The organism is Streptomyces sp. NPDC002386 (genome assembly GCF_053593175.1).
This window is the reverse complement of the sequence record NZ_JBSFBX010000005.1, coordinates 49,019-72,263: the sequence shown is the minus strand read 5'-3', so window position 1 is coordinate 72,263 and position 23,245 is coordinate 49,019. Positions and strand designations below refer to the sequence as shown.

Sequence of the window (23,245 nt, the reverse complement as noted above, 5' to 3'; positions counted from 1 at the left end):
GGAGAAGCGGCTGGCGGCCGTGCACCGCGCAATCAGGATCCACGAGAAGCGGATGGCGTCCTTCCCGCCCGTCATGCGCCCTTCCCGTCATGCGTCCTTCCCGGCCTTCGCGTACGGGCCGAAGGACCCCCGGTTCGGGCCCGAGCGGCCCGTGGTGCCAGGGGTCCGGGAGGCCCACGCTGGCAGCAGACGCCTTGAAGGGAGCCGGTGCCATGACCTCCGCCACCACCACCGTGAACGCGGCTCTGCCCGCCGAACACCGTGAACGCCTGATGCGGGCCGCCCGCGAGGTCTCGTTCGAGAGCGGTACCCGCCTGTTCGAGGAGGGCCGGCGGGCCGACCGCTTCTGGATCGTGCGCACCGGCACCGTGGCCCTGGACCTGCGGGTGCCCGGCCGCCGCCCCGCCGTCATCGAGTCGCTCGGCCACGGCGACCTGATCGGCTGGTCCTGGCACTACCCGCCGCACATCTGGCAGCTGGGCGCCGAGGCGCTGAGTCCCGTGCGCGCCTGGGAGTTCGACGCCGGGACCGTCCTCGACATGTGCGCCGAGGACCCGGAGTTCGGCCGCGCGATCGCGGTCTGGGTCGGCCGGGTGGTCGCGCAGCGCCTGCACGCGTCCCGGATCCGGCTGCTCGACCTCTACGGCCCCTACGGCAGCGGCGGCCTGGTGTGAGCACCCGGCCGGGCGAGGAGGACACCATGGCAGGCAGCCCGTTCCGGGTGAACGACGTGATGACGCGTGCCGTCGTCGCGGTGGGCCGCAAGGCCCTGTTCAAGGACATCGTCGAGCGCATGGAGCAGTGGAAGGTCAGCGCGCTGCCCGTGCTGGAGGGCGACGGCCGGGTGATCGGCCTGGTCTCCGAGGCCGATCTGCTGCCCAAGGAGGAGTTCCGGGACAGCGACCCGGACCGGCGCACCCAGTTGCGCCGGCTGCCCGACCTGGCCAAGGCCGGGGCGGTGACGGCGGACGAGGTGATGAGCACCCCGGCCGTCACCGTGCACGGCGACGCCACGCTCGCCGAGGCGGCCCGCATCATGGCGCTGCGGCACGTCAAGCGGCTGCCCGTGGTGAACGCCGAGGGCGTGCTCGAGGGCGTCGTCAGCCGCTCGGACCTGCTCAAGGTGTTCCTGCGCCCGGACGACGACCTCGCCGACGAGATCCGGCGCGACGTCGTCGACGTCCTCTTCCCGGCCCCGGTCGAGCCCGTGCACATCACGGTCTCGGACGGCGTCGCCACCCTGACCGGCCGTGTCACCGACGCGACCCGCATCCCCCTGGCGGTCGGCATGGTCCGCGCCGTCGAGGGCGTGGTGGGCGTGGACTGCCACCTCACCTCGGCGGACGGCTGACTCCCTCACCCCCGTCCCCCGCTGAGGTTGCGCCATTCCGGGCCGACGCGCTTCCACTCCTCGTCCCATTCGGTCAGGCGGCGGCGTACGAGGACGGCTCGGAGCAGGTGGCCGCCGGCCCATATCGCCCCGGCGGCGAGGGGGCCGAAGAGGATGCCGGTCAGGTCCGCCTGGACGGCGGCCGCCGTCCTGCCCAGGGGCTCCGGCACCACCCGGTCGGCGTTGTCCGCCCACACCGTGAGCCGGGTGCCGGCCGGGGCGCCCGGCAGCACCTTGGCCTTGTCCTGGTGCACCGAGCCGTCCGCGTCGGTCCAGCGCACGGTGACCCACACCCGGCCGTCGTCCCGTCCGCTCGCGGTGGGCGGCGTCGCCGGCGTGACGTCGGTGACCACGGCGGCCACCGCGTGCGCGCGGGCCCGGCGCGCGGCGAAGTCCGATTCCACCGTCCGTGCCGCCACCAGCCCGGCGACGGCTCCGCCGACGACGACGAGGAGCCAGATGCCGAGCACGATCCATGCCTCGACGATGTCGCTGTGCCTGCGCAGCGCGTTGTGCCGCCAACGCCACAGCAGGACGCGGGACTTGTCCGGGCGGGGGGTCTTCGCCGGCATCGGGGGTGGCCTCCTCTCGGCTCCGCCTGCCGTCGGCCACGGTCAGGCGGGAGCCGTCCGCCGGGGCTCCGGAAGCTCCGGACCTGCGTGCGGGTGGCGGCGCGGGCCGGTCAGGGCGCAGCGCACGTCGACGACACCGGGGACCGACCGGGCCAGCAGAGTGGCGAGCGGCACGAGGACGACGTCGTGGACGCGCCCGGTGAGAGTGACCACCCCGTCGCGCACCTCGACCCGCACCGGCGCCTCGCCCGTGCCGAACAGCCGCACGACGACCTCCCGGCGCACGTCCTCGGCGATGTCCTCGTCGGTGCGGAGGAACACCTTCAGCAGGTCGGAGCGGCTGACGACGCCCTGGAGGGTTCCGTCCTGGTCTACGACCGGCAGACGCTTGACCCCGCGGCGGGCCATCACGCGCGCCGCGTGGGCGAGGGTGGCCCCGGGCGGCACGGTGACGGCCGGGGAGGTCATCAGCTCCCCCGCGGTCACCGCGTCGGCCTTACGGAGGTCGGCGAGGTGCCGCCCCTGTGCGTACCGGTCCGGGTCGCCCTCGCGGTACTCCTCCTTGGGCAGCAGATCGGCCTCGGACACGACGCCCACGACCCGGCCGTCGGCGTCCAGGACGGGGAGGGCGCTCACCCGCCACTCCTGCATCGCCTGCACGATCTCCTTGAAGACGGCGCCGGTGCGCAGGGCGACGACCGTGCGGGTCATCACGTCGTCCACGACGGTCGGAGTGCCGTTCATGACGTCCTCCCGGAGGCTCGGATCCCTTGCCGGGATCCCTTCCTGGCGGTCCCTGGGGGCCTGTGCCGGAGATCCCTTACCGGGACACCTTCCAGCGTGCGGCCGAAGCACCGTGCGCGGGAGGGGCCGAGTGGCCCGTTCCCGGGGGCGGAGCGGCCCGGGCCACGGTCGGCCACGTGTTCCGAGGGACCTGTGGTCCCTGCTGAGGGCCCATCGGCACTACGGACCGGGCATGGCGTGGGTGACAGTGGTCGCAGGAGCGGCACCGATCCCCCGCGGTGTCGCTCCGTCGTCTCCCGCCCGGCGCATCCGTCGCCCCGCATCCGGCGGGACGGCCCCCGGCCCCGGCGCCGGTTCCCTCACACCGTGATCCGGCGTCCGGTGATGGTGAACGGATCGATGCGCACCCATACGCTCCGGGGACCCCCGGCCCAGGGCATGCTGTACGCCCGCTCCGCCAGCCTGAGCTGCTCGTGCCGGTCCGTGACGGCCCGGGCGGGACCGCGCACCAGCACGCTCCAGCCCTGACTGAACGCGTCGTCGATGCGGTCCACCTCGAACGCCACCTGGAGTCCCGCGGCCAGGGAGGGGGTCGCGCCGCGCGCGGTGCGGAAGACGATCGCGCCGTCCACCACGGTGTAGTTGACCGGCACGATCACCGGCCCCGACGCGGTGGGCACCGCGAGCCGTCCCACACCGTGCATGGCCAGCAGGGTGCGGCACTCGCTGGGGCGCAGCTTGCTGAACTCCGGTGCGCGGCCCGCCCTGCCGGTGCCCGGCGGCAGGTCGACACCGCCGCCGGTGAGTTCCGTGACGGAGGTCTCCAGTGCCTCGGCCAGGTTCATCAGGGCACCCGTGCCCGGCGCGGCGCCGGGGTGCTCCTCCAGGTACCTGAGATAGCTGGCCGCCATCCCGGCGCGGGTCGCCGCCTGCCGCCGGGTCAGACCGAGCTGCAACCGCCGGGCCGCCAGCCGCCGGCCGAGATCGCCCAGCGCGGTGCGCGTGTCCATCTCCGCGGCGGCGTCCTTCGCGGTTCCCGCGGAAGGGCCCGCCGTCCTCGTCCTCGTCCTGCCGGTCATGCTCGTTCGCCTCCTTCTCGCTTCTCGGTCAGGCCGCGGGGACGGCCAGTTCGGCGTGCTGCTCCCCGCCGAGCACCACCTTGAGCGCACCGGTCTCGCCGGCCCGGGAGAAGATGTCGTACGCCTCCTCCATCTGCTGCAACGGGAAGGTGTGGGTGACCAGTTGACCGGTCGGCAGCCGGCCGGCCGCGGCCATCCGCAGCAGCGTCGGCGTGGAGTAGGTGTCCACCAGGCCGGTGGTGATCGTCACGTTCCTGATCCACAGGTCCTCGAGGTGCAGGGTCGCGGGCCGCCCGTGCACGCCGATGTTGGCGACGTGACCGCCGGGGCGGACCATGCGGGTGCACAGCTCGAAGCTCTCGGGGACGCCGACCGCCTCGATGACGACGTCCGCGCCGAGCCCGTCGGTCAGGTCGGCCACCAGTTGCCGGGGCGCCTCGTGCACGTCGGCCACCGCGTCGGCGCCGAGCCGCCTGGCCGCCTCGAGCCGGGCCGGTGCCAGGTCGACGGCGATGATCCGCTCGGGCGAGAACAGGTGCGCCGTGACGATCGCCGCGAGGCCGATGGGACCGGCGCCGACGACGGCGACGGTGTCGCCGGGACGGACCCGCCCGTTGAGGACGCCCACCTCGTACGAGGTGGGGAAGATGTCGGCCAGCAGTACCGCGTCCTCACTGCGGACCGCGCCGGGCAGCGGGTGCACGGACAGGTCGGCGTAGGGGACGCGGACGTACTCGGCCTGGGTGCCGTCGATCAGGTGGCCGAGGATCCAGCCCCCGCCGCCGCGGCACTGGCCGTAGGAGCCGTCCCGGCAGAAGCGGCACCGGCCGCAGGAGCTGATGCAGGAGATCAGCACCCGGTCACCGGGGCGCACGGTGTTCACGTCGCTGCCGACCTCGACGATCTCGCCGACCGCCTCGTGGCCGAGCACGGTGCCGGGGCGTACCTCGGGCACGTCGCCCTTGAGGATGTGCAGGTCCGTCCCGCAGATGGTCACGGCGCCGACCCGTACGATCGCGTCGGTCGGCTCCTTGATCGCCGGGTCCGGGACGTCCTGCCAGGAGGCCTGCCCGGGACCGTGGAAGACATAGCCCTTCATGACGCTCCTCACCTCTCGGTCTGGCGCGGGACCAGGACCTCCGGCGGACGTGCGGGCGCCGGACGGACTCCGGCGGGGTACCGGAAGTGCCCCACATGTTCAGCTTGTGCGGTGCGCGGGGGTCCCGCATGGGGCCGACCGGCCCTCTCCACCGGCCGGAGGGCGCCCGTCCGGATCCATCGCCCCCGCCGGACCCCCCATCCGGACCCCGGGGCGCCGCCCACCCACGGGTCCCGGGTGTCACGTCGTGCCCGGGATGGGGCCGACCGGCCCTTCCGCCGAGACCCCCGCGGGCGGTTGTCTCGTTGCATGTCCGAGAACCACACGACGCCCGGCCCGGCCTCCGCGCTCCGCGGGGCCGACGGCGCGACCGTCGTGGCCCTGAACGGGGAGATAGACCTGCTGTCCGCGGACGAGCTGGCCGAACGGCTCGACACGCTCACCGCGGGCCCGCGCCCCGATCTGGTGCTCGACCTGCGTCCGGCCACCTTCATCGACTGCGCCGGGCTGGGCGTCCTGTGCCGGACGCGGAACCGGGCGCTGGAGCGCCGGGGCCGGCTGCGGCTGGTCGCCGACGACAGCACCGGCTTCCTGCGCATGCTGCGCCTCACGGGCCTGGGAGGGGTCTTCGAGGTGCACTCGCGACTGCCCTAGCACCCGGGCCGCCGCAGGACCCGGCCCACCGCCGGATCCGCCGCCGACCGCCGAGCCCCACCCTGGAGTCCCCATGTACGGCACCCCGCACATCGTCAGCGACGTCATGACGCACACGGTCGCCGCGGTCGGCCGCCGGGCCCCGTTCAAGGAGATCGTGGAGATGATGCAGGACTGGCGGGTCAGCGCCCTGCCGGTGATCGAGGGCGAGGGCCGGGTCGTCGGTGTGGTCTCCGAGGCCGACCTGCTGCCGACGGAGGAGCTGCGGGACCACCCCTCCGAGGAGTACACGCGGCTGCGCCGCCCCGCCGACCTGGCCAAGGCCGGCGCGCTCAGCGCCGGGGACCTGATGTCCTCGCCCGCCGTGACCGTACGGGCCGACGCCACCCTGGCCGAGGCCGCCCGGGTGATGGCGCGGGCCGCGGTGAAGCGGCTGCCGGTGGTGGACGAACTCGGGCTGCTGCAGGGCGTGGTGAGCCGCGCCGATCTGCTCAAGGTCTTCCTGCGCGGGGACGAGGACATCGCCGAGCAGGTCCGGCGCGAGATCGTGTCCTACCTCTTCCCGCCGCCGGCCTCGTCCCTGCACGTGGTGGTCGAGGACGGGGTGGTGACGCTCGTCGGCAGGGTGCGCGACACCGCCCTGGTACCGGTGGCCGCCCGCCTGGTCAGGGCCGTCGAGGGCGTGGTCGACGTACGGTTCGATCTGCCGCCGGAAGGCCACGGCGCGGTGGCCGGGCAGGGCGCCGCCACCGAGTGACCGCCCCGGGCGGGCCTACTTCGGCTCGGGGCGCACCAGCACGACCGGGCAGGTCGCGTGCTGCGTCACGTGCTGGCCGACGGAGCCCAGCAGGGCCCGGGCGAAACCGCCCCTGCCCCGGCTGCCGACGACCAGCGCCTCGGCTCCCTCGGCGGCGCGCAGCAGCACCTCGGCGGGGTTGCCGTGCACCACATGGGTCCGCACCGAGCCGGCCGCCTCCGCGCCGAGCACGTCGGTGAGTTCCTGCCGCATCCGGTCCCGGGCCTCGTCCCGGTCGACGTCCATGTCCACCGCGGGCCCCGACCAGCCGTACAGGCCCGGCAGCTCCCACGCGGTGACGGCGTCCACGGTGGCGCCGACCAGATCGGCGTAGCGCAGGGCCCAGCGCAGCGCCGCGTACGAGGACGGCGAGCCGTCGACGCCGACCACGACCTTCGGCCCGGAGACGTTGCTGTCCACGTGTCCCACCTCTCTCGCGGAACGTGCGCCCGCCTGGACGGTCCATCCACTCCCCTCCACGGTGCGGGAGACGGCGCCGCACCGCCAGAAGAGCGCGCCCTACCGGATGGCGGTCGGCGGCAGTTGCGCGGGGCTGACCAGTTCGCCCAGGACCTCGGCCATGAAGTGGACCAGCCAGCGCTGCGAAGGACTGCGGGACGCCTCGTGCCGGGCGTAGAGGGCGATCTCGATCGGCTCGGTGTCGAACGGCAGACGGACCAGCCGCAGGCGGTGCGAGGCGGTGAAGACCTCGCCGACGTACTCGGGGACGATCGCGATCAGGTCGGTCCGCTCCAGCAGGTACGGCAGCACCGAGAAGCGGGTGGCGTCCACGGCCACGCGGTCCAGCAGTCCGTGGGTGGCCAGCAGCGACCGCGGGACGACGTGGCCGCTGGGCCCGTACACCGACGCGTGGTGCTCGACGGCGAGTTCGGCCAGGGTGACGCGGGCGCCGCGGACACGGGGGTGGTCGGCGGCGACCATGCCGACGTAGCGCTCGTGGAAGAGCGGGATGCGCACGGTGCGGTGGGACGTCAGCACCGGTGTGGCGACGAAGGCGTCGAGTTCGCCGCTGCGGAGCCGGCTCTCGGCCTCGTCCACGTCCAGGGAGCGGACGGCGAAGGACACCCGGGGCGCGCGCTCGCGCGCCGCGGCCACCAGGCGCGGTAGCAGGGTCACTTCGCCCAGGTCGGAGAAGGAGACGGTGAAGCGGCCCCCCATGGTCGCCGGGTCGAAGTCGTCGGACTGCCGGATCGCCCCGTCGATGTCGGCAAGGGCGCGCTGCAGCGGCTCGTACAGGCGGCGGGCGCCGGCGGTCGGGGTGAGACCGCGGCCCGTCCGGCGGAAGAGGTCGTCGCCGAAGTGGCGGCGGAGTTTGCCCAGGCTGTAGCTGACGGTGGGCTGGGTGACGTGCAGGGTCTCGGCGGTCGCGGTGACGCTGCCGGTCTCGTAGAGCAGCACGAAGACCCGGGCCAGGTTGAGGTCGAAGCTGCTCATATCGATGGAGTCTATATCGGAGCCGGGCAACATTTATTGGTGACCAGGTCGCGGGCTCCCTAGCGTGTGCTGCGTCACTTCCGAAGGGAAAAGCAGCCGTGCCATCCGTGCGTCATGTCTCCCACGAGTTCCTGCGCCGTCAGGGGCTCACCACCGTCTTCGGCAACCCCGGCTCCAACGAGCTGCCCTTCCTCGCCGGTCTGCCGGACGGGTTCCGCTACGTCCTGGGTCTGCACGAGGGGGCCGTGGTGGGCATGGCCGACGGCTACGCCCAGGCGACCGGCCGTCCCGTCCTGGTCAACCTGCACGCCGCGTCCGGCTCCGGCAACGCCATGGGCGCGCTGACGAACGCGGTGGCCTCGCGCACCCCGCTGGTGATCGTGGCCGGCCAGCAGGTACGGCCGGCCATCGGGCCGGAGGCCAACCTGGCCAACGTCGACGCTCCCGCGGTGATGCGGCCGCTGGTCGGCTGGGCCGCCGAACCGGCGTGCGCGCAGGACGTGCCCCGCGCGCTCGCCCAGGCGGTCTTCGAGGCCCGGTTGCAGCGCCGGCCCACGTACCTCTCCGTGCCGTACGACGACTGGGCGGCCGACGCGGGCGAGAACTCCCCGGCCGTCCTGGACCGGCGGGTCGACCTCGCGGGAGTGCCCGGCCCGGAACAGGGACGCCGCCTGGCCGAGCGGGTCGCCGCAGCGCGCCGGCCCGCGCTGGTGCTGGGCGGGGACATCGACTCGGCCGGCCTGTTCCACGAGGCGGTGCGCCTCGCCGAACGGCTGGGCGGTCCGGTGTGGGCGGCGCCGTCGCAGTTCCGGCTGCCCTTCCCCAACCGCCATCCGCTGTTCCGCGGTGTGCTGCCGGCCGGTATCGAGCCGGTGTCCCGGGCGTTCGAGGGCCACGATCTGGTGCTGGTGCTCGGCGCCCCGGTGTTCCGGTACCACGAGTACCTTCCGGGGCGGTACCTGCCGGAGGGCACCCGGCTGATCCAGGTGACCGGGGACGCCCAGGCCGCGGCGCGGGCTCCGATGGGCGAGGCCCTGGTGGCCGACCCGGGGGCGGTGATCGAGCTGCTGCTGAAGGAGCTGGACGCGCCCGCGGCGCCGTCCGGCGCATTCCGGCCGGTGCCCCCGCCGGCGGCCGCCGAGGCCCCGCGCCTGCACCCCGAGCAGGTCTTCGCCGCCCTGCGGGACGAGCAGCCCGGCGACACCGCCTACGTCGTGGAGTCGACCTCGACGAACTCCGCGTGGTGGCGCCAGATGGATCTGCGCGAGCCGGGCTCCTACTACTTCCCGGCGGCCGGCGGCCTCGGCTTCGGACTGCCCGGCGCCGTCGGCGTCGCCATGGCCCAGCCCGGCCGGCCGGTCGTCGGTGTGATCGGGGACGGCTCGGCCAACTACGGCATCACCGCGCTGTGGACCGCCGCGCGGCACCGGGTCCCGCTCACCGTGGTGCTGCTGCGCAACGGGACGTACGGGGCGCTGCGCTGGTTCAGCGGGCTCCTCGGCGTGCCGGACGCGCCGGGCCTGGACATCCCGGGCCTGGACTTCACCCGTATCGCGGAGGGCTACGGGGTGCCCGCCCGCCACGTCGGCGGGGTGGACGAACTGCGGGCCGTGCTGGCCGAGCGTCCTGACGGCCCCCGGCTGGTCCAGGTCGACACGGAGCTCACCACGCCGTCCTGACCGCCCTTCCCGCCCGAGCCCCTCTCAGACAACTCGCCCCCGACGGGGGCGGAAGGGAAACCGATGACACTCCTGGACAGCGCCGTCTGGGGCGGGAAGTTCCTCAGCGACGGCTGGCGGGACGCCTCACTCGACCAGCCGGTGACCGAGCCGGCGACCGGCGACCGGCTCGGCACCGTGGGCCTGGCCACGGCCGAGGACGCCGGCCGGGCCGCGGGCCGCGCCGCCGAGGCCCAGCGGACCTGGGCGGCGACGCCCGCGGCGGAACGGGCGGCCGTGCTGCGCCGCGCGGGCGAGCTGTTCACCGAGCACGCCGCCGAGATCGAGGACTGGCTGGTGCGGGAGGCCGGCTCGGTGCGGTCCAAGGCGGCCTTCGAGGTGGGGCTCGCCCAGGGCGAGTGCTTCGAGTGCGCGGCGCTGCCGACGCATCCGCAGGGCGAGGTGCTGGCCTCGGAGGAGGCCCGCTGGTCGTTCGCCCGGCGCCGCCCGGCCGGGGTGGTCAGTGTGATCTCGCCGTTCAACTTCCCGCTCGTCCTCGGCCTGCGCTCGGTGGCGCCCGCGCTGGCGCTGGGCAACGCGGTACTGCTGAAGCCGGACCCGCGCACCGCGGTCAGCGGCGGCGTCGTCATAGCCCGTGTCTTCGAGGAGGCCGGGCTGCCCTCCGGTCTGCTGCACCTGCTGCCCGGCGACGGACCGGTCGGCGAGGCGGTCGTCGAGGCGCCCGAGGTGCGGGTCGTCTCCTTCACCGGCTCCACCCGGGTCGGCCGGGCGATCGGCGAACGGGCGGGCCGGCTGCTCAAGCGGGCCCACCTCGAACTCGGCGGGAACAACGCCCTGGTGGTGCTGCCCGGCGCCGACGTGCGCAAGGCGGCCTCCGCCGGCGCGTTCGGCTCGTATCTGCACCAGGGGCAGATCTGTATGACGACCGGCCGCCACATCGTGCACGAGTCGCTGCTCGAGGAGTACTCGGCGGTGCTCGCCGCGAAGGCGGAGGCACTGCCGGTGGGCGACCCGGCCCGGGAGGACGTGGCGCTGGGCCCGATCATCGACCGGCGGCAGCTCGCACGGGTGCACGGCATCGTCACCGACAGCGTCGCGGCGGGCGCCAAGCTGGCCGCGGGCGGCGAGATCGTGGGCGCCGGGTACCGGGCCACCGTGCTCACCGGCCTCACACCCGACATGCCGGCCTGGCGGGAGGAGATCTTCGGTCCCGTGGCGCCCGTCATCGGCTTCTCCACGCCGGAGGAGGCCGCGCGGCTCGTCAACGACTGCGAGTACGGGCTGTCCGTCGGCATCCTCGGGGACGTCGGCGCCGCGATGAAGCTGGCCGACCGGATCGACTCCGGCAAGATCCACATCAACGAGCAGACCGTCGCCGACGAGCCACACGCCCCGTTCGGCGGGGTCAAGGCGTCCGGCACCGGGTCCCGGTTCGGCGGAGCCGCCGCCAACGTCGAGGCCTTCACCGAGACCCAGTGGGTCACCGTCCGGCCGGACATCGCCGACTACCCGTTCTGATCCCCGCGTTCCCGTTCCGCCGGACCCGCGCGCGACCCCTCCGGCTCGCCGCGCGGCCGCTCCGGCCTCCTGCGCTCACCCACCTCCGTCTCCCGTAGCCGCTCTGGGGGGAATGTCACCATGGCATCCGTCGTCTCTTCCGACGCGTCCGACGCGTCCCACACCTCCGCGGGCACCGGCGCCGCCGGCCGCAGCCTCTGGACGGTGGTCCTGTGCTGGATCACCGTCATGCTCGAGGGGTACGACCTCGTCGTCCTCGGCGCGATCATCCCGACCCTGATCAAGACCAAGCACCTCGGCATCACCGCCGGGGACGCCACCACCATCGCCACGCTCTCGCTGGTCGGTGTGGCCATCGGCGCGGTCCTGGTCGGTCCGCTCGCCGACCGGCTCGGGCGGCGCCTGCTGCTCATCGGGTCGGTGGTGCTGTTCTCCGTCTTCACCCTGCTGGTGCCGCTCGCCTCGTCCGTGGCGATGTTCGCCGTGCTGCGGCTGATCGCCGGTGTCGGCCTCGGCGCCTGCATGCCCGTGTCGCTCACCATGATGGCCGAGCACATGCCCGCCAGGCGCCGGGCACGCGCCAGCACGCTGACGATGACCGGCTACCACACCGGTGCCGTGATCACCTCGCTGCTGGCCCTGCAGGTGACCGACGACTGGGAGGTGCTCTTCTACGTCCTCGGCGCGGCCGGGCTCGTCGTCGCGGCCGTCCAGTGGTTCCGGCTGCCGGAGTCGGAGGCGTTCGTACGCGCCCGGAAGGAGACCGGGGTCCAGCGCGTGCCGTTCACCGAGTTGCTCAAGCCGGCCCACCTGCGGGCGGGCATCGGCATCTGGGTCGCCTCCTTCATGGGCCTGCTGCTGGTCTACGGCCTCAACACCTGGCTGCCCAAGCTGATGAACGAGGCCGGCTACCCCGTCCCCACGGCCGTCACCCAGCTCCTGATCCTCAACGCCGGCGGTGTGGCCGGGCTGGTGCTGGGCGGCCTCGTCGCCGACCGGCGGGGCATCAAGCCGGTCACGCTGGGGTGGTTCGCGGTCTCGGTGGTGATGCTGGCCTGCCTGAGCATCCGGATGGACAGCGACCTGCTGCTCGACACCGTGGTCTTCCTGACGGGTGTGTTCGTCTTCTCGGCGCAGGTGCTCGTCTACGCCTACGTGACCAACTTCTACCCGGCCGCCGTGCGCGGCACCGCGCTCGGCTCGGCCTCCGGCATCGGCCGCATCGGGTCGATCGTCGGCCCGTCGATCACCGGCGCCCTGGTCGCCTCCGGGGTCGGTCACCCGTGGGGCTTCTACTTCTTCGCCGCCGTGGCCGTCCTCGGCTTCCTGGCCGTGCTCACCCTGCCGGGCCGGGCGCACACCGAAGCACCTACCGAGGCGGAGGCCGTCCGGCCCGCCGTCTGACGCTTTCGGGACGAGGGCTCCCGCACCGTACGACCGAGGCACGGACCGGACCCGGTCCGTGCCTCGGTCGTACGCCGGCCTGCCGACGTGTCCCGGGGACCGCTGGGAGAGCGGGACGCGTCCGCCTGGTGCAGCCTGGGTGTGCAGGCCACCAGTGGAACAGGGAGCGGAGGATGCCGGCGGAGGTCGATCACGCGGCGCTGTTCGCCGCCACCCCTAGCCCGTACCTCGTCCTGAGGCCGGACCTGGTGATCGTGGACGTCAACCGGGCCTATCTGGAGGCGACCGGGCGGACCCGCGACGACCTGATCGGGCAGCACGTCTTCCAGGCGTTCCCGGACAACCCGAACGACCCGGAGGCGGACGGGACGCGGAACCTCAACGCCTCCCTGCACCGGGTCCTGTCCACCCGCAAGCAGGACACGATGGCGCTGCAGAAGTACGACATCCCCGTCGTGCTCCGGCCCGGAGAGTTCGAGGAGCGCTGGTGGTCCCCGGTGAACACGCCGGTCATGGGGGCGGACGGGCAGGTCGCGTGGATCATCCACCGGGTCGAGGACGTGACCGCGTTCGTCAAGGCCCACCAGGCCGGCAACCCCACCGGGGTCCGGGTCGGCAAGCGTCTGGGAGCAGCCCAGACGCTGGAGGCGGAGCTGTACGCCCGGGCGCGGGAGCTGCAACGGCTGAACGAGGAGCTGCGGCAGGCCAACACCAGGGAACGGGAGGTCGCGGTCACGCTGCAGGAGGCCATGCTGCACGCCCCCGACCTGGCCCACCATCCGCACGACGTGGCGGTGCGCTACCTGCCCGCGATCGGCTCGCTGAACGTGTGCGGCGACTGGTACGACGTGGTCGACATCCCGCCCGACCAGCTCGCCCTGGCGGTCGGCGACGTCATCGGGCACGGTCTGGAGGCCGCCGCGGTGATGGGCATGCTGCGCAGCGCCCTGTCGGCTGCCATCCGGGCTCTGGAGCGGCCCGCGCAGGCGCTGGAGGTCCTGGGGCTGTACGCCCGCTCGATCGAGGGAGCCCTGGGCACCACGGCGGTCAAGGCGATCGTCGACCGGCGCAGCCACCTCATCACCTACAGCTGCGCCGGCCACCCGCCGCCGGTGCTGGCCCACCCGGACGGCCGCATGGACCTGCTGGACCGGGCCACCGACCCGCCTCTGGGCGCCCGTCCCATGCATGTGCCGCGGCCCCAGGCCAGCATCCCGTACGCGCCGGGCGACACCCTGGTGCTGTACACCGACGGGCTCATCGAACGCCGCAAGGAGGACATCGATGTCGGTCTCGACCGGCTGACGCGCGCCCTGGCGGAGTGCGGCAGCCTGGGCGCCGAGCGGCTCGCCGACACGCTGCTGACCAAACTCGGGGTGGCCAGCGGCGGCCGCGACGACATCGCCCTGGTCGTGGTCCGGCTGTGAGCAGCCCCGGACCGGCGGCCGGGGGCTTGTGCGTGCGAACCGACGTGTGGCAGCATCCGCCGAGTCGATCGACCGATCCACGCGGATTCATGCACGGCGAAGGACTGAAGCCATTGATCGCGGCGTCCCCCAGCGGCCGCCGTCGGCACTGACGAAGCCCGCCACCACGGCGGCGCCCGGTGCCCTCGCGTCTCCTCACGGCGGCCCCACGCGCGTCCCGTCTCCCCGGCCGAGGCCGGTTCCGCAGCCCTGACGGCTGCCCTTCACCGTGAGGTCCGACATCATCGTGCACGACCATGTGCAGAACTTCGCCGTCGCCCATCTGCTCCGCCGTCCGGCGCCGGTCGAGACCGGAGGCTTCGTCGCGGGTTTCGATCCCGCGACGGACAGCCCGTACGTCAACTACGCCACCCCGTTCCCCGGCGCCGAGCCGGCCGACCGGGACGTCACCGCCCTGATCCGGGCGTTCCGCGAACGCGGTCTGCGGCCTCGGCTGGAGTTCGCCCCGGACGCCGCACCCGCCGTCGAACCCGCGCTGCGCCGGGCGGGCTTCCGTACCGAGGCGGTCCACGAGTACCTGGTCTGCACCCCCGTGACCCTGGCGGTGCCGGGCGGCGACGGCGGCCCCGCCGTGCGGGCACCGCGCTCCGGCGAGGACTACCGGGCGATCGACACCGCGCTGTCCGAGGCGTTCGCGGGCGAGTTCGGCCCCTCCGAGGCGGGCGCGGCCCGGCTGCGGCGGACCGAGGAGCAGGGCGGCGCCGTCCGCTTCGTGCGCGCGCCCGACGGGACCTGCGCCGGCGGTGCCCTGTGCTCCGCGCCCGCCGAGGACACCGCGGAACTGGCGGGCGTCGGCACCCGTCCCGCGTACCGGGGCCGGGGCGTCGCGGCCGCCGTCACCGCCGCCCTGGCCGAGGCCGCGTTCAGCCGCGGCACGTCGTCCGTGTGGCTGGAGTACTCGGGCGAGGGCTCCCGCCGCGTGTACGAACGGGTCGGCTTCCGGCCCCGGGGCACGCGGCTCTACCTGACCCTGTGATCCGCCGGCCGGCGGGGGCCGGGCGGCGCCCGGTCCCGGCCGGCCGGCGCTCCCGGTCCGAGCCCGTGCGGCTTTCTTAGCGGCACGTTAGATCTGCGCGCCGGTGCTTGTCCGGTGGCGGCGGGCACCCGCATGCTCGGGCGCGTTCAGGTCCCGGGGGCAGCCGCCCCGTTCCCCGGTTCCCACCGGAATTCCCCACCTGGAGCCGCCATGTCATCCTCCGCCGCCCCGCCCGCGACGCCACCGGGCCACTCCCCCGGCAGCCGCCGCCTCGCCCTCGTCGGCGGGTCCCTGGGCAACCTCGTGGAGTGGTACGACTGGTTCGTCTACGCGAGCTTCGCGATCTACTTCGCCGACTCGTTCTTCCCCGGCGACAACCAGACCACCAAACTGCTGAACACGGCCGGCATCTTCGCCGTCGGCTTCCTGATGCGCCCGGTCGGCGGGTGGATCCTCGGGCGGGCGGCGGACCGGCACGGCCGCAAGAGCGCGCTCACCCTCACCGTCACCCTGATGTCGGTGGCCGCCCTGCTCATCGCCCTCGCGCCCACCTACGGCCGGTCGGGCTATCTCGGCGCCCTGGTGCTGCTGCTGGCGCGGCTGCTGCAGGGGCTGAGCATCGGCGGCGAGTACGCCGCCAGCGCCACGTATCTGACCGAGGTGTCGGCCCGGAACCGGCGCGGCCTCGGTTCCTCCTTCCAGTACGTGTCGATGACCTGCGGTCAGCTCCTCGGGCTGGCCGTGCTGATCACGCTGCAGCACACGCTGACCACCGGTCAGCTGGAGAGCTGGGGCTGGCGCGTCCCGTTCGTGCTCGGTGCGCTGTTCTCCGTGGTGGTGTACTGGCTGCGGCGGCGGCTGACGGAGACGGAGGCCTTCACCGAGGAGTCCGGCGCGGACGCGGGCCCGGACAGCGCGCGCGGCACGCTCGCCGCGCTGTGGCAGCACCGCCGCCAGGCCGGGCTCGTCATGGCGCTCACGCTGGGCGGCACGGTGGCGTACTACACGTACACCACGTATCTCACCAAGTACCTGATCGGCAGCGCCGGCATGGCCAAGTCCACGGCCACGCTGGTGAGTTTCACCGCGCTCACCGTCTTCGCGCTGCTCCAGCCGCTCGCCGGGGCGCTGTCCGACCGGATCGGGCGGCGACCGCTGCTGATCACCTTCGCGGTGGGCTGCACGGTGGGCACGTACCCCATCATGACCGCGCTGGGTACGGCGTCGTCCTACTGGCCGGCGCTGGGTCTGTCCCTGCTGGCCCTGGTGATCGTCACCGGCTACACCTCGATCAACGCGGCGGTGAAGGCGGAGCTGTTCCCCACCCGGGTACGGGCCCTCGGCGTGGCGCTGCCGTACGCGATCGCCAACGCGCTGTTCGGCGGCACGGCCGAGTACGTGGCCCTGTGGTTCAAGGACGCCGGTCACGAGAAGCTGTTCTTCTGGTACGTGTCGGGCTGTGCGCTGGTCTCGCTGGTCACCTACGTCCTGATGCCGGACACCCGGGACGCCGCGCTCAGCCGGGCCGAGGCGGCCACGGAGGCTGACACCGGCCCCGGTCCGGCCCGGGCGCGGGCCGTCCGCTGACCGGGGTGGTGACCTGGGCCGCGCCGTCTGCGTAAGCTGCCGCCCAGGTCACCACGGCACGAGGACTCCCCATGCACGCGCTGCTCGTCGAGGACGACGACCGGATGGCCCAGGCGCTGGCCACGGCCCTCACCCAGCGCGGGCACACCGTGCGCCGGGCCGCCCGCGCCCTGGACGCCCTGCGGCACGTCCACGAGGCCCAGTTCGTCCTGCTCGACCTCGGGCTGCCCGACCTGGACGGGCTGGAACTGCTGCGCCGGCTGCGCACGGTCTGCGACGCCCCGCTGATCGTGGTGACGGCCCGCTGCGAGGAACGCGACATCGTGCAGGGGCTGCGGGCCGGCGCCGACGACTACGTGGTCAAGCCGTTCCGGATGAACGAGCTGATGGCCCGGATCGACACCGTGCGCCGCCGTACCGGGGCGGCGCCGTCCCGCGCCGGCACCGGGGGGCGTCCCGTGCGGGCCGGGGACGTGGAGATCGACGTCGCGGGCCGTACGGTCACCGTCGAGGGCGCGGAAGTACGGCTCACCCGGCGGGAGTTCGACGTGCTCGCCGTCCTCGCGGCGCGGCCCGAGGAGGCGCACTCGCGGGAGGAGATCCTGGACCGGGTCTGGGGCGACGCCTTCCTCGCCGCCTCCCGCTCGCTGGACGTCCATGTGGCGGGCATCCGCGCGAAGACGGGCCGGGCCGCGCTGGTGCGCACGGTGCGGGGTTTCGGGTACCGGCTGGGGGCGCCGGACGGCCCGGCGGCGGGGCCGGAGGGCCGGTGAGGCGCCGGCTGCTCGCCGTCCTGATGGTCCTCATGGGGGCCGCCACGCTGCTGCTGTCGGTGCCGCTGGCCGGCTCCTACGCGAGCGGGCGCACGGAGCATCTGCTGCTGCAACGGCGCTCCGACGCGGCACGGTTCGCCGACCTCGCCGACCGGGCGCGGACCGCGGCCGACCGCGCCGAGCTGTCCACCGAGATCCGCCGGTACGCCGGCCTGTACGGCGCCTCGGTGACCGTGGTGGACTCCGCGGGGCGGACCCTGGCGCGGGTGGGGACGGGAGTCCCGGCGTCCTCGGCGCAGGAGGTCCTGGACCGGGCGCTGACCGGCCGGTCCACCGAGCGGCTGCCCACCGTGCGGCCCTGGGGCCCGCACCGGGCGGTGCTGGCCGAGCCGGTGGGGCGGGACGAGCGGGTCAGCGGGGCGGTGCTGCTGGCCGTGCCGACGGCGGCCGCCCGGCGGGACGTGACCGTGCGCTGGGCTCTCATCGCCTGCGGTGCGCTCACCGCCTTCGCGGCCGCCGCGCTGGTCGCGGCCGGAATCACGCGCTGGCTGATGCGCCCGGTGCGTGATCTCGACCGGGCCGTCGCGGGGTTCGCCTCCGGCAGTCTGCAGACGCGGGCCGGCTCCCACACCGGCCCGCCCGAACTGCGCAGTCTGCGGGAGCACTTCAACGCCATGGCGGAGGCGGTCGCCGACTCCCTGGGGCGGCAGCGTGCCTTCGTCGCGGACGCCTCGCACCAGCTGCGCAATCCGCTGGCGACGCTGGTCCTGCAACTGGAGAACGTCGAGCCGCATCTGGTGCCGGGCCCCGGCCGGAAGGAGCACGCGCGTGCCCTGGACGAGGCGGAGCGCCTGGAGGAACTCCTTGACGGGCTGCTCGCGTTGGCGCGGGTGGAGTCCGGTGCGGCGCGGCGGACGGAGCAGGACGTGTCGCGAGCGGTGCGCGAGCGGGTGGCCGCGTGGCAGCCGGTCTTCGAGGCCTCGGGGCTGACGCTGAGCGCCACGTGCGCACCGGAGGGGCCGCGGGCGCGCGCGGTGGCGGACGCGGTGGGCCGGATCCTGGACGCCGCGCTGGACAACGCGGTGAAGTTCGTCCCGTCCGGCGGGGCCGTCGTGGTGGCGGCCACGGTCGCGGACGGCGAGACGGTGGTCCGCGTCACCGACGACGGGCCGGGCGTACCGGACGACCGGCTTCCCGTGCTCACCCGGCGCTTCGCGCGGGCTCCCGAGCACCAGAACGTGCCCGGCAGCGGCCTCGGACTGGCCATCGCGGACGAGATCGCCCGGCTCAGCGGCGGCCGGCTCGGTACGGCCCGGAACCATCCACACGGCCTGGTGGTGGAGTTGCGGCTGCCGGCCGTCTGAACCCGGCGGCCCGCGCTCCCGCATCAGCCGTAGACCGACCGGTAGTAGGCCACCGCCCCCGGATGCAGGGGCACGTCACCCGTGGCGACGGCGAACCGGGGTTCGAGCCGGGCTCCCGCGGTCACCTCCCGCAGCAGCACCCGCCACCGGTCGAACACCACCCGGAGCACGTCCTCGGCGGCCCGTCGGGGCACCTGGGGGCGCGCCAGCAGGTAGTTGCCCACGCCGATGGTGGCGACCGGTGCGGTGAGCCCGTACACGCCCGCCGGGAGGGTGACGGTGGTGTAGACAGGGCCGTAGGTGTCGCGCAGGGTCCCGGCGGCGGACTCCAGCGGCAGGAAACGCAGGGGCAGTTCGCGGGCCAGGACGGCCAGGGCCGGGGTCGGGACACCGCCGGCCCAGACCAGGGCGTCGACCGTGCCCGTGCGCAGGGCCTCCAGCGAGGCGGTGAGTCCGAACCGCCGCTGCCGCACCGACCGCGCGCCGGTCAGTCCCGCGACCCGCAGCAGCCGGCCGGCCAGCACCTGTCCGCCGGACCCCGCCGCGCCGGTGGCCACGGCACGCCCGGCCAGGTCACGCACCGACCGTACGGGGCCGCCGGCCGGCACGACGAGGTGGGCGTAGTTGACGTAGACACGGGCGAGGGCGGTCACCCCCGTCGGGCGCGCGAACGGTGCCCGGCCGCGGACGGCGTCCTCGGCCGCGTCGGCCATGGCGAGGCCGAGGTCGGCGGAACCGTCCGCCAGCATGCGCAGGTTGTCGACGCTCGCCGAGGTGCTGAGCGCGCTGATGCGCAACGGGGTGTCGCCGCGGGCGGCCTCGGCGGCGAGTGCCCGGCCGAAGGCGTGGTACGGCCCGCCCGGCGCTCCCGTCGCGAGCCTGAGCCGCGGCCCGGGCCCGGTGTCCCCGGAGCAGCCGGCCGCGGCGACGGCGGCCGGACCGAGGCCCGCGGCCCGCAGCAGCCCGCGGCGGCTCATCGGTCGACCGGTCACGCCCGCAGCGTAGCGGCTACCGGCACCGCGGACGACGGGGCTCCGCATGTCCCCGCGGCGGACGTGGGACTATCGTTGCGCCCTCTAACACGGCTCGGAGAAAGGATGTCGGTGTGGCGATGAAGGCCTTGCGTGCGGCGTTGGAAGCGGTCTACGTACGGCGTCTGAACCGCAAGCTGGAGGGCCTGCCGCGGCCGCGGCACGTGGCGATCATGCTGGACGGCAACCGGCGCTGGGCCCGGGGCGCGGGCCACAGCGACGTCCGCGAGGGCTACCGCGTCGGCGGCGCCAAGGTCACGGACTTCCTGCACTGGTGCACCGACGCCGGGATCAGGCACGTCACGCTGTGGATGCTGTCCGACGACAACCTCCACCGGCCGGCCGACGAACTCGGTCCCCTGCTCGCCATAATCGAGGAGACCGTCCAGCGGGTCTGCGCTCCCGGGGAGCCCGGCGAGATCGAGATCATCGGCGCGCTGGACCTGCTGCCCGGGAACACCGCCCGTGTCCTGAAGGAGGCCGCGGCGGGCACCGCCGGCCGGGGCGGGCTCAAGGTCGACGTCGCCGTGGGCTACGGCGGCCGCCGGGAGATCGTCGACGCCGTGAGGGCGGCCTTCGACAAGCACATCGGGGCGGGTGGCGATCCGCGGGACCTGGCGGCGGAGTTCGACCTGGAGCACATCAGCGACAACCTGTACTCGCCGGCCGGTGACGACACCGACTTCATCATCCGGACCTCGGGCGAACAGCGGCTGTCCGGCTTCCTGCTGTGGCAGTCCGCCTACGCGGAGGTGCACTTCGTCGACGTCCTGTGGCCAGCCTTCCGTCAGATCGACCTGCTGCGCGCCCTGCGTTCGTACGCCGCCCGGGACCGCCGCTACGGCCGCTGACCGCGATCCCGGCGCCCGGGGGCCGGTGTTGGACGGATCCGTGCGGGCCGCCTAGCGTGCGGCGCATGACGATGCGACGCGCGATCCTCGGTGGTTCCGCCTTCGAGGAGCAGATCGGGTACGCCCGCGCCGTGGTGGACGGCGACCAGGTGCATGTGTCCGGGACGACCGGGTTCGACTACGCCACGATGACCATCTCCGACGACGTGGTGGAGCAGGCCGAGCAGTGCCTGCGGAACATCGGGGCCGCGCTCGCCGAGGCCGGCTGCGGCTTCCCCGACGTGGTGCGGGTGCGCTATCTCCTGCCCGAGCGCGCCGACTTCGAGCCCTGCTGGCCGGTGCTGCGCCGCCGCTTCGGCGAGATCAGGCCGGCCGCGACGATGCTCGTGTGCGGTCTCGCAGACCCCCGCATGAAGATCGAGATCGAGGTGTACGCGCGCCGCCCGGCCACGGTCTGACGGAGTCACGGACCCGGCTGCGGGACCGGACCGGCCGGGTGACCCGGGCGGCGGACCAACCGGGTGACCCGGGCGGCGGAGGGCCGTTCCCGTCCCGGGGCTCGCTTCGTTGTCCCGGAAGCACCCCGGAATTGTCCTTGATCGGTAACAGCGGGATCCCCGGACCGTTCCCGCCCGTCCTGTCAGGTGCACGGGGACACCAACACGGCAGGAACGGGGCGGGACATGGCACGGCACGGCGGGCGGGGATGGTACGGCCGGGTGGTCGCGGCGGCGGTCGGGGTGACGGCGGTGGCGGCCGCGACCTCGGTGTGGACCGCGCAGGCGGGTCCCGCGGGCGGGAACCAGGCCGCGAAGCCCGCCGCCCCGAAGGCGGCCCCCGTGTCCGCCGGTATCGTGCACGCCTCCGACGGCGGCGACCACGCCGTCAACATCACCATCGACGACGGCCCGGACCCCGCCTGGACCCCGCAGGTGCTCCAGGTGCTGCGGGACAACGGTGTGAAGGCGACCTTCTGCATGGTCGGGCCCCAGGCCGAGGCCCACCCCGACCTCGTCAAGCGGGTGGTGGCGGCCGGGCACCGGCTGTGCGACCACACGGTGTCGCACGACACCACCATGGACAAGAAGCCGCAGTCCTACCAGTCGGAGCAGATCCTCACCGCAGAACGCCAGATCACCAAGGCGTCCGGCGGGGTGCGCCCCATGTACTACCGCGCCCCCGGCGGCGCCTTCACCCCCTACAGCCGGCATCTCGCGGCCTCCCACGGCATGCGGCCGCTCGGCTGGAACGTCGACTCCAAGGACTTCGAGCGGCCCGGCACCGAGGCCATCGTCGCGACCGTCCAGCGGGAACTCCCCAACGGTCCCACCCTGCTCTTCCACGACGCCGGCGGTGACCGCTCGCAGACGGTGGCCGCCCTGCGGACCGTACTGCCGTGGCTGAAGCAGCAGGGCTACTCCTTCGGCTTCCCGGTGCGCTGAGCGGGACGTGGGCGGGGCGCCGGAGTTGCCCGGTGGCCGCCCCGCAGCGGTCCGGAAGCGGTGGGCAGGGGCGCGCATCCGACGCGGGTGTCAGCGGGGCGTCGGAGCGCGGTCAGCGGCCGCTGCCACAGTGATGCGTGTGAACGGCGCGGGAGACCGGGCCGGGAACAGGGAGAGGTGCCCGGAGTGGTTGATCGGGGACCGAGAGCACGCTCGAGGTCGGACCCCGCGAGGGGTCCACGCAGGTTCGAATCCTGCCCTCTCCGCCGCTCGTGACATGGAAAACCGCTGGCCGGACGGCATGCTCCGTGCTGGGATGGCCGGATGCGAGATCTTGCGTCACCGACCGTGGACCGGGGAGCCTACCCGGACGCGGTGACCCCCTGGGAGCAGGAGAGCTGGCGGTCCGCGGCCCTCCGCTGGCTGGAGGACGGACTCACCGCCAACGGGCTGCGGATGGCCGGCGGGCTGCGGGTGCGGCTCCGCCCGTGGTCCGTGCTGGCGCGGGTGCCCGTGACGGACCGGCAGGCCGCCGCGGAGCGGAGGACGGTCTGGTTCAAGGCGAATCCGCCGGCCAGCGGCTTCGAGGGCGCGCTCACCGCCGCGCTCGCCGTTTGGGTGCCGCGGGACGTCCTGGCGCCGCTGGCGGTCGACCCCGGCCGCGGCTGGTCGCTGCTGCCCGACGGGGGCGCCCTCTTCCGGGACGTGCTCGACCGGGAGCCCGTCGGGCCGGAGGCGTGGGAGGCGCTGCTGCGCCAGTACGCGGCCATGCAGTGCGCGCTGGTCCCGCACACGCGGGAACTCGAACTCCTGGGTGTACCGAGCGTCCGCACCACCGAACTGCCGCACGCCTACGACGAGCTGGTCGCCGACAGTCCGGCGCTGGGGCCGGACGAACGCGCCCGGCTGGCGGGACTGAGACCCCGGGTGGTGGAGTGGTGCGCCGAGCTCGCGGCCCTCGGCGTGCCCGACTCGCTGGACCATGTGGACCTGCACGACGGGCAGTTGTTCAACCCGGAGCCGGGCCGGTTCACCTTCTTCGACTGGGGTGACGCGGCCGTTTCGCACCCGTTCTGCAGCCTGCGGGTACCGGCTCGCAAGGCCTGCGAACGGTACGGGCCGGACGTACTGCCGCGCCTGCTCGACGCCTATCTGGAGCCGTGGACGGGAGCCGGCCGCACGGCCGCGGAGCTCCGGCGCGCGGCACGTCTCGCCTGGCGGCTGAGCGCCCTGGGGCGGGCCCGCGCCTGGGGCGGCCTGTTCCCGGCCGCGGCCGAGTCCTCCCCCCTGACGGCCGAGAGCGCCCGCTCGCTGCTGGAACTCGCCGAGGAGCCCCCGCTGTAG

General features: G+C 74.2%; 23 protein-coding genes and 1 pseudogene. 17 read left to right on the top strand and 7 right to left on the bottom strand.

Annotation, left to right across the window (positions count from 1 at the left end):
- The first annotated feature begins 212 nt into the window (after positions 1 to 212).
- Together ACWCPN_RS12300 and ACWCPN_RS12295 are read left to right on the top strand one after the other, a co-directional pair.
- Positions 213 to 674, top strand: coding sequence for a Crp/Fnr family transcriptional regulator (locus tag ACWCPN_RS12300; protein WP_199213143.1), 462 nt, complete (start codon positions 213 to 215; stop codon positions 672 to 674).
- Positions 675 to 700: 26 nt separating this feature from the next.
- Positions 701 to 1,351, top strand: a complete 651-nt coding sequence (locus ACWCPN_RS12295; protein WP_451204640.1) for a CBS domain-containing protein — start codon at positions 701 to 703, stop codon at positions 1,349 to 1,351.
- A 5-nt stretch (positions 1,352 to 1,356) separates the two neighbouring features.
- Here the strand turns inward: ACWCPN_RS12295 and ACWCPN_RS12290 are convergent, their stop codons facing one another.
- The 4 genes from ACWCPN_RS12290 to ACWCPN_RS12275 form a co-directional block, all read right to left on the bottom strand.
- The gene (locus ACWCPN_RS12290; RefSeq protein ID WP_451204638.1) at positions 1,357 to 1,962 is read right to left on the bottom strand and encodes an Rv1733c family protein; all 606 of its coding nucleotides are present in this window, start codon (positions 1,960 to 1,962) and stop codon (positions 1,357 to 1,359) included.
- 42 nt (positions 1,963 to 2,004) lie between these two features.
- Positions 2,005 to 2,706 carry a CBS domain-containing protein gene (locus tag ACWCPN_RS12285; protein ID WP_451204636.1) on the bottom strand — a complete coding sequence of 234 codons (702 nt, stop codon included), beginning with the start codon at positions 2,704 to 2,706 and terminating at the stop codon, positions 2,005 to 2,007.
- Positions 2,707 to 3,065: 359 nt separating this feature from the next.
- Positions 3,066 to 3,716, bottom strand: coding sequence for a helix-turn-helix domain-containing protein (locus ACWCPN_RS12280; protein WP_451205259.1), 651 nt, complete (start codon positions 3,714 to 3,716; stop codon positions 3,066 to 3,068).
- 97 nt (positions 3,717 to 3,813) lie between these two features.
- Positions 3,814 to 4,884, bottom strand: coding sequence for a zinc-dependent alcohol dehydrogenase family protein (locus tag ACWCPN_RS12275; protein WP_451204634.1), 1,071 nt, complete (start codon positions 4,882 to 4,884; stop codon positions 3,814 to 3,816).
- A gap of 309 nt (positions 4,885 to 5,193) precedes the next feature.
- Between ACWCPN_RS12275 and ACWCPN_RS12270 the strand changes: the two genes are divergently transcribed.
- Both ACWCPN_RS12270 and ACWCPN_RS12265 read left to right on the top strand, forming a co-directional pair.
- Positions 5,194 to 5,538 carry an STAS domain-containing protein gene (locus tag ACWCPN_RS12270; RefSeq protein ID WP_392294229.1) on the top strand — a complete coding sequence of 115 codons (345 nt, stop codon included), beginning with the start codon at positions 5,194 to 5,196 and terminating at the stop codon, positions 5,536 to 5,538.
- Between the two features lie 73 nt (positions 5,539 to 5,611).
- Complete coding sequence (locus ACWCPN_RS12265) at positions 5,612 to 6,295, top strand: CBS domain-containing protein (protein ID WP_451204632.1); 684 nt, start codon at positions 5,612 to 5,614, stop codon at positions 6,293 to 6,295.
- Positions 6,296 to 6,310: 15 nt separating this feature from the next.
- On the opposite strand, the gene ACWCPN_RS12260 is transcribed toward ACWCPN_RS12265, so the two are convergent.
- Together ACWCPN_RS12260 and ACWCPN_RS12255 are read right to left on the bottom strand one after the other, a co-directional pair.
- Positions 6,311 to 6,754, bottom strand: a complete 444-nt coding sequence (locus ACWCPN_RS12260) for a universal stress protein (RefSeq protein WP_451204630.1) — start codon at positions 6,752 to 6,754, stop codon at positions 6,311 to 6,313.
- Positions 6,755 to 6,853: 99 nt separating this feature from the next.
- Positions 6,854 to 7,789: a LysR substrate-binding domain-containing protein gene (locus ACWCPN_RS12255; protein WP_451204629.1), complete on the bottom strand. Its 936-nt coding sequence runs from the start codon at positions 7,787 to 7,789 to the stop codon at positions 6,854 to 6,856.
- 98 nt (positions 7,790 to 7,887) lie between these two features.
- Between ACWCPN_RS12255 and mdlC the strand changes: the two genes are divergently transcribed.
- The 8 genes from mdlC to ACWCPN_RS12215 all read left to right on the top strand — a co-directional run bounded on the left by mdlC (position 7,888) and on the right by ACWCPN_RS12215 (position 18,577).
- Entirely contained in the window at positions 7,888 to 9,468 is a 1,581-nt protein-coding gene (gene mdlC / locus ACWCPN_RS12250; RefSeq protein ID WP_451204627.1) for a benzoylformate decarboxylase, read from the top strand.
- A 63-nt stretch (positions 9,469 to 9,531) separates the two neighbouring features.
- Positions 9,532 to 10,986, top strand: a complete 1,455-nt coding sequence (locus tag ACWCPN_RS12245) for a benzaldehyde dehydrogenase (protein WP_451204625.1) — start codon at positions 9,532 to 9,534, stop codon at positions 10,984 to 10,986.
- 120 nt (positions 10,987 to 11,106) lie between these two features.
- A complete protein-coding gene (locus ACWCPN_RS12240) occupies positions 11,107 to 12,390 on the top strand; it encodes an MFS transporter (RefSeq protein WP_451204623.1) in 1,284 nt (427 codons plus the stop codon).
- Positions 12,391 to 12,563: 173 nt separating this feature from the next.
- The gene (locus ACWCPN_RS12235; RefSeq protein WP_451204621.1) at positions 12,564 to 13,817 is read left to right on the top strand and encodes a PP2C family protein-serine/threonine phosphatase; all 1,254 of its coding nucleotides are present in this window, start codon (positions 12,564 to 12,566) and stop codon (positions 13,815 to 13,817) included.
- Positions 13,818 to 14,103: 286 nt separating this feature from the next.
- Positions 14,104 to 14,853 (top strand): GNAT family N-acetyltransferase, encoded by a 750-nt coding sequence (locus ACWCPN_RS12230; protein WP_451205256.1) that lies wholly within the window; start codon positions 14,104 to 14,106, stop codon positions 14,851 to 14,853.
- Between the two features lie 210 nt (positions 14,854 to 15,063).
- The gene (locus ACWCPN_RS12225) at positions 15,064 to 16,440 is read left to right on the top strand and encodes an MFS transporter (RefSeq protein ID WP_451204619.1); all 1,377 of its coding nucleotides are present in this window, start codon (positions 15,064 to 15,066) and stop codon (positions 16,438 to 16,440) included.
- A gap of 71 nt (positions 16,441 to 16,511) precedes the next feature.
- Entirely contained in the window at positions 16,512 to 17,213 is a 702-nt protein-coding gene (locus ACWCPN_RS12220; RefSeq protein WP_451204617.1) for a response regulator transcription factor, read from the top strand.
- The gene (locus tag ACWCPN_RS12215; RefSeq protein WP_451204615.1) at positions 17,210 to 18,577 is read left to right on the top strand and encodes an ATP-binding protein; all 1,368 of its coding nucleotides are present in this window, start codon (positions 17,210 to 17,212) and stop codon (positions 18,575 to 18,577) included. The genes ACWCPN_RS12220 and ACWCPN_RS12215 overlap by 4 nt, the downstream gene beginning before the upstream one ends.
- Before the next feature lie 23 nt (positions 18,578 to 18,600).
- On the opposite strand, the gene ACWCPN_RS12210 is transcribed toward ACWCPN_RS12215, so the two are convergent.
- A complete protein-coding gene (locus tag ACWCPN_RS12210) occupies positions 18,601 to 19,569 on the bottom strand; it encodes a TAXI family TRAP transporter solute-binding subunit (RefSeq protein WP_451204613.1) in 969 nt (322 codons plus the stop codon).
- A gap of 119 nt (positions 19,570 to 19,688) precedes the next feature.
- Here ACWCPN_RS12210 and ACWCPN_RS12205 point away from each other — a divergent pair, with 119 nt between their 5' ends.
- The 5 genes and pseudogenes from ACWCPN_RS12205 (at position 19,689) to ACWCPN_RS12185 (ending at position 23,245) form a co-directional block, all read left to right on the top strand.
- The gene (locus ACWCPN_RS12205) at positions 19,689 to 20,459 is read left to right on the top strand and encodes an isoprenyl transferase (protein ID WP_451205254.1); all 771 of its coding nucleotides are present in this window, start codon (positions 19,689 to 19,691) and stop codon (positions 20,457 to 20,459) included.
- A gap of 65 nt (positions 20,460 to 20,524) precedes the next feature.
- Positions 20,525 to 20,917, top strand: a complete 393-nt coding sequence (locus ACWCPN_RS12200; RefSeq protein ID WP_199213128.1) for a RidA family protein — start codon at positions 20,525 to 20,527, stop codon at positions 20,915 to 20,917.
- Between the two features lie 225 nt (positions 20,918 to 21,142).
- Complete coding sequence (locus tag ACWCPN_RS12195) at positions 21,143 to 21,901, top strand: polysaccharide deacetylase family protein (protein WP_451204611.1); 759 nt, start codon at positions 21,143 to 21,145, stop codon at positions 21,899 to 21,901.
- Between the two features lie 171 nt (positions 21,902 to 22,072).
- Positions 22,073 to 22,167: pseudogene (locus tag ACWCPN_RS12190) on the top strand.
- Between the two features lie 58 nt (positions 22,168 to 22,225).
- On the top strand, positions 22,226 to 23,245 hold the full coding sequence (locus tag ACWCPN_RS12185; protein WP_451204609.1) for a phosphotransferase: 1,020 nt from the start codon (positions 22,226 to 22,228) through the stop codon (positions 23,243 to 23,245).

Coding starts and splice junctions, on each gene's coding strand:
- ACWCPN_RS12225 (WP_451204619.1), top strand. CDS start 15,064: ATGTCATCCTCCGCCGCCCCGCCCGCGACGCCACCGGGCCACTCCCCC.
- ACWCPN_RS12200 (WP_199213128.1), top strand. CDS start 20,525: ATGACGATGCGACGCGCGATCCTCGGTGGTTCCGCCTTCGAGGAGCAG.
- ACWCPN_RS12205 (WP_451205254.1), top strand. CDS start 19,689: ATGAAGGCCTTGCGTGCGGCGTTGGAAGCGGTCTACGTACGGCGTCTG.
- ACWCPN_RS12195 (WP_451204611.1), top strand. CDS start 21,143: ATGGCACGGCACGGCGGGCGGGGATGGTACGGCCGGGTGGTCGCGGCG.
- ACWCPN_RS12240 (WP_451204623.1), top strand. CDS start 11,107: ATGGCATCCGTCGTCTCTTCCGACGCGTCCGACGCGTCCCACACCTCC.
- ACWCPN_RS12280 (WP_451205259.1), bottom strand. CDS start 3,716: ATGGACACGCGCACCGCGCTGGGCGATCTCGGCCGGCGGCTGGCGGCC.
- ACWCPN_RS12185 (WP_451204609.1), top strand. CDS start 22,226: ATGCGAGATCTTGCGTCACCGACCGTGGACCGGGGAGCCTACCCGGAC.
- ACWCPN_RS12275 (WP_451204634.1), bottom strand. CDS start 4,884: ATGAAGGGCTATGTCTTCCACGGTCCCGGGCAGGCCTCCTGGCAGGAC.
- ACWCPN_RS12300 (WP_199213143.1), top strand. CDS start 213: ATGACCTCCGCCACCACCACCGTGAACGCGGCTCTGCCCGCCGAACAC.
- ACWCPN_RS12235 (WP_451204621.1), top strand. CDS start 12,564: ATGCCGGCGGAGGTCGATCACGCGGCGCTGTTCGCCGCCACCCCTAGC.
- ACWCPN_RS12255 (WP_451204629.1), bottom strand. CDS start 7,789: ATGAGCAGCTTCGACCTCAACCTGGCCCGGGTCTTCGTGCTGCTCTAC.
- ACWCPN_RS12220 (WP_451204617.1), top strand. CDS start 16,512: ATGCACGCGCTGCTCGTCGAGGACGACGACCGGATGGCCCAGGCGCTG.
- ACWCPN_RS12270 (WP_392294229.1), top strand. CDS start 5,194: ATGTCCGAGAACCACACGACGCCCGGCCCGGCCTCCGCGCTCCGCGGG.
- ACWCPN_RS12290 (WP_451204638.1), bottom strand. CDS start 1,962: ATGCCGGCGAAGACCCCCCGCCCGGACAAGTCCCGCGTCCTGCTGTGG.
- ACWCPN_RS12265 (WP_451204632.1), top strand. CDS start 5,612: ATGTACGGCACCCCGCACATCGTCAGCGACGTCATGACGCACACGGTC.
- ACWCPN_RS12285 (WP_451204636.1), bottom strand. CDS start 2,706: ATGAACGGCACTCCGACCGTCGTGGACGACGTGATGACCCGCACGGTC.
- ACWCPN_RS12295 (WP_451204640.1), top strand. CDS start 701: ATGGCAGGCAGCCCGTTCCGGGTGAACGACGTGATGACGCGTGCCGTC.
- ACWCPN_RS12245 (WP_451204625.1), top strand. CDS start 9,532: ATGACACTCCTGGACAGCGCCGTCTGGGGCGGGAAGTTCCTCAGCGAC.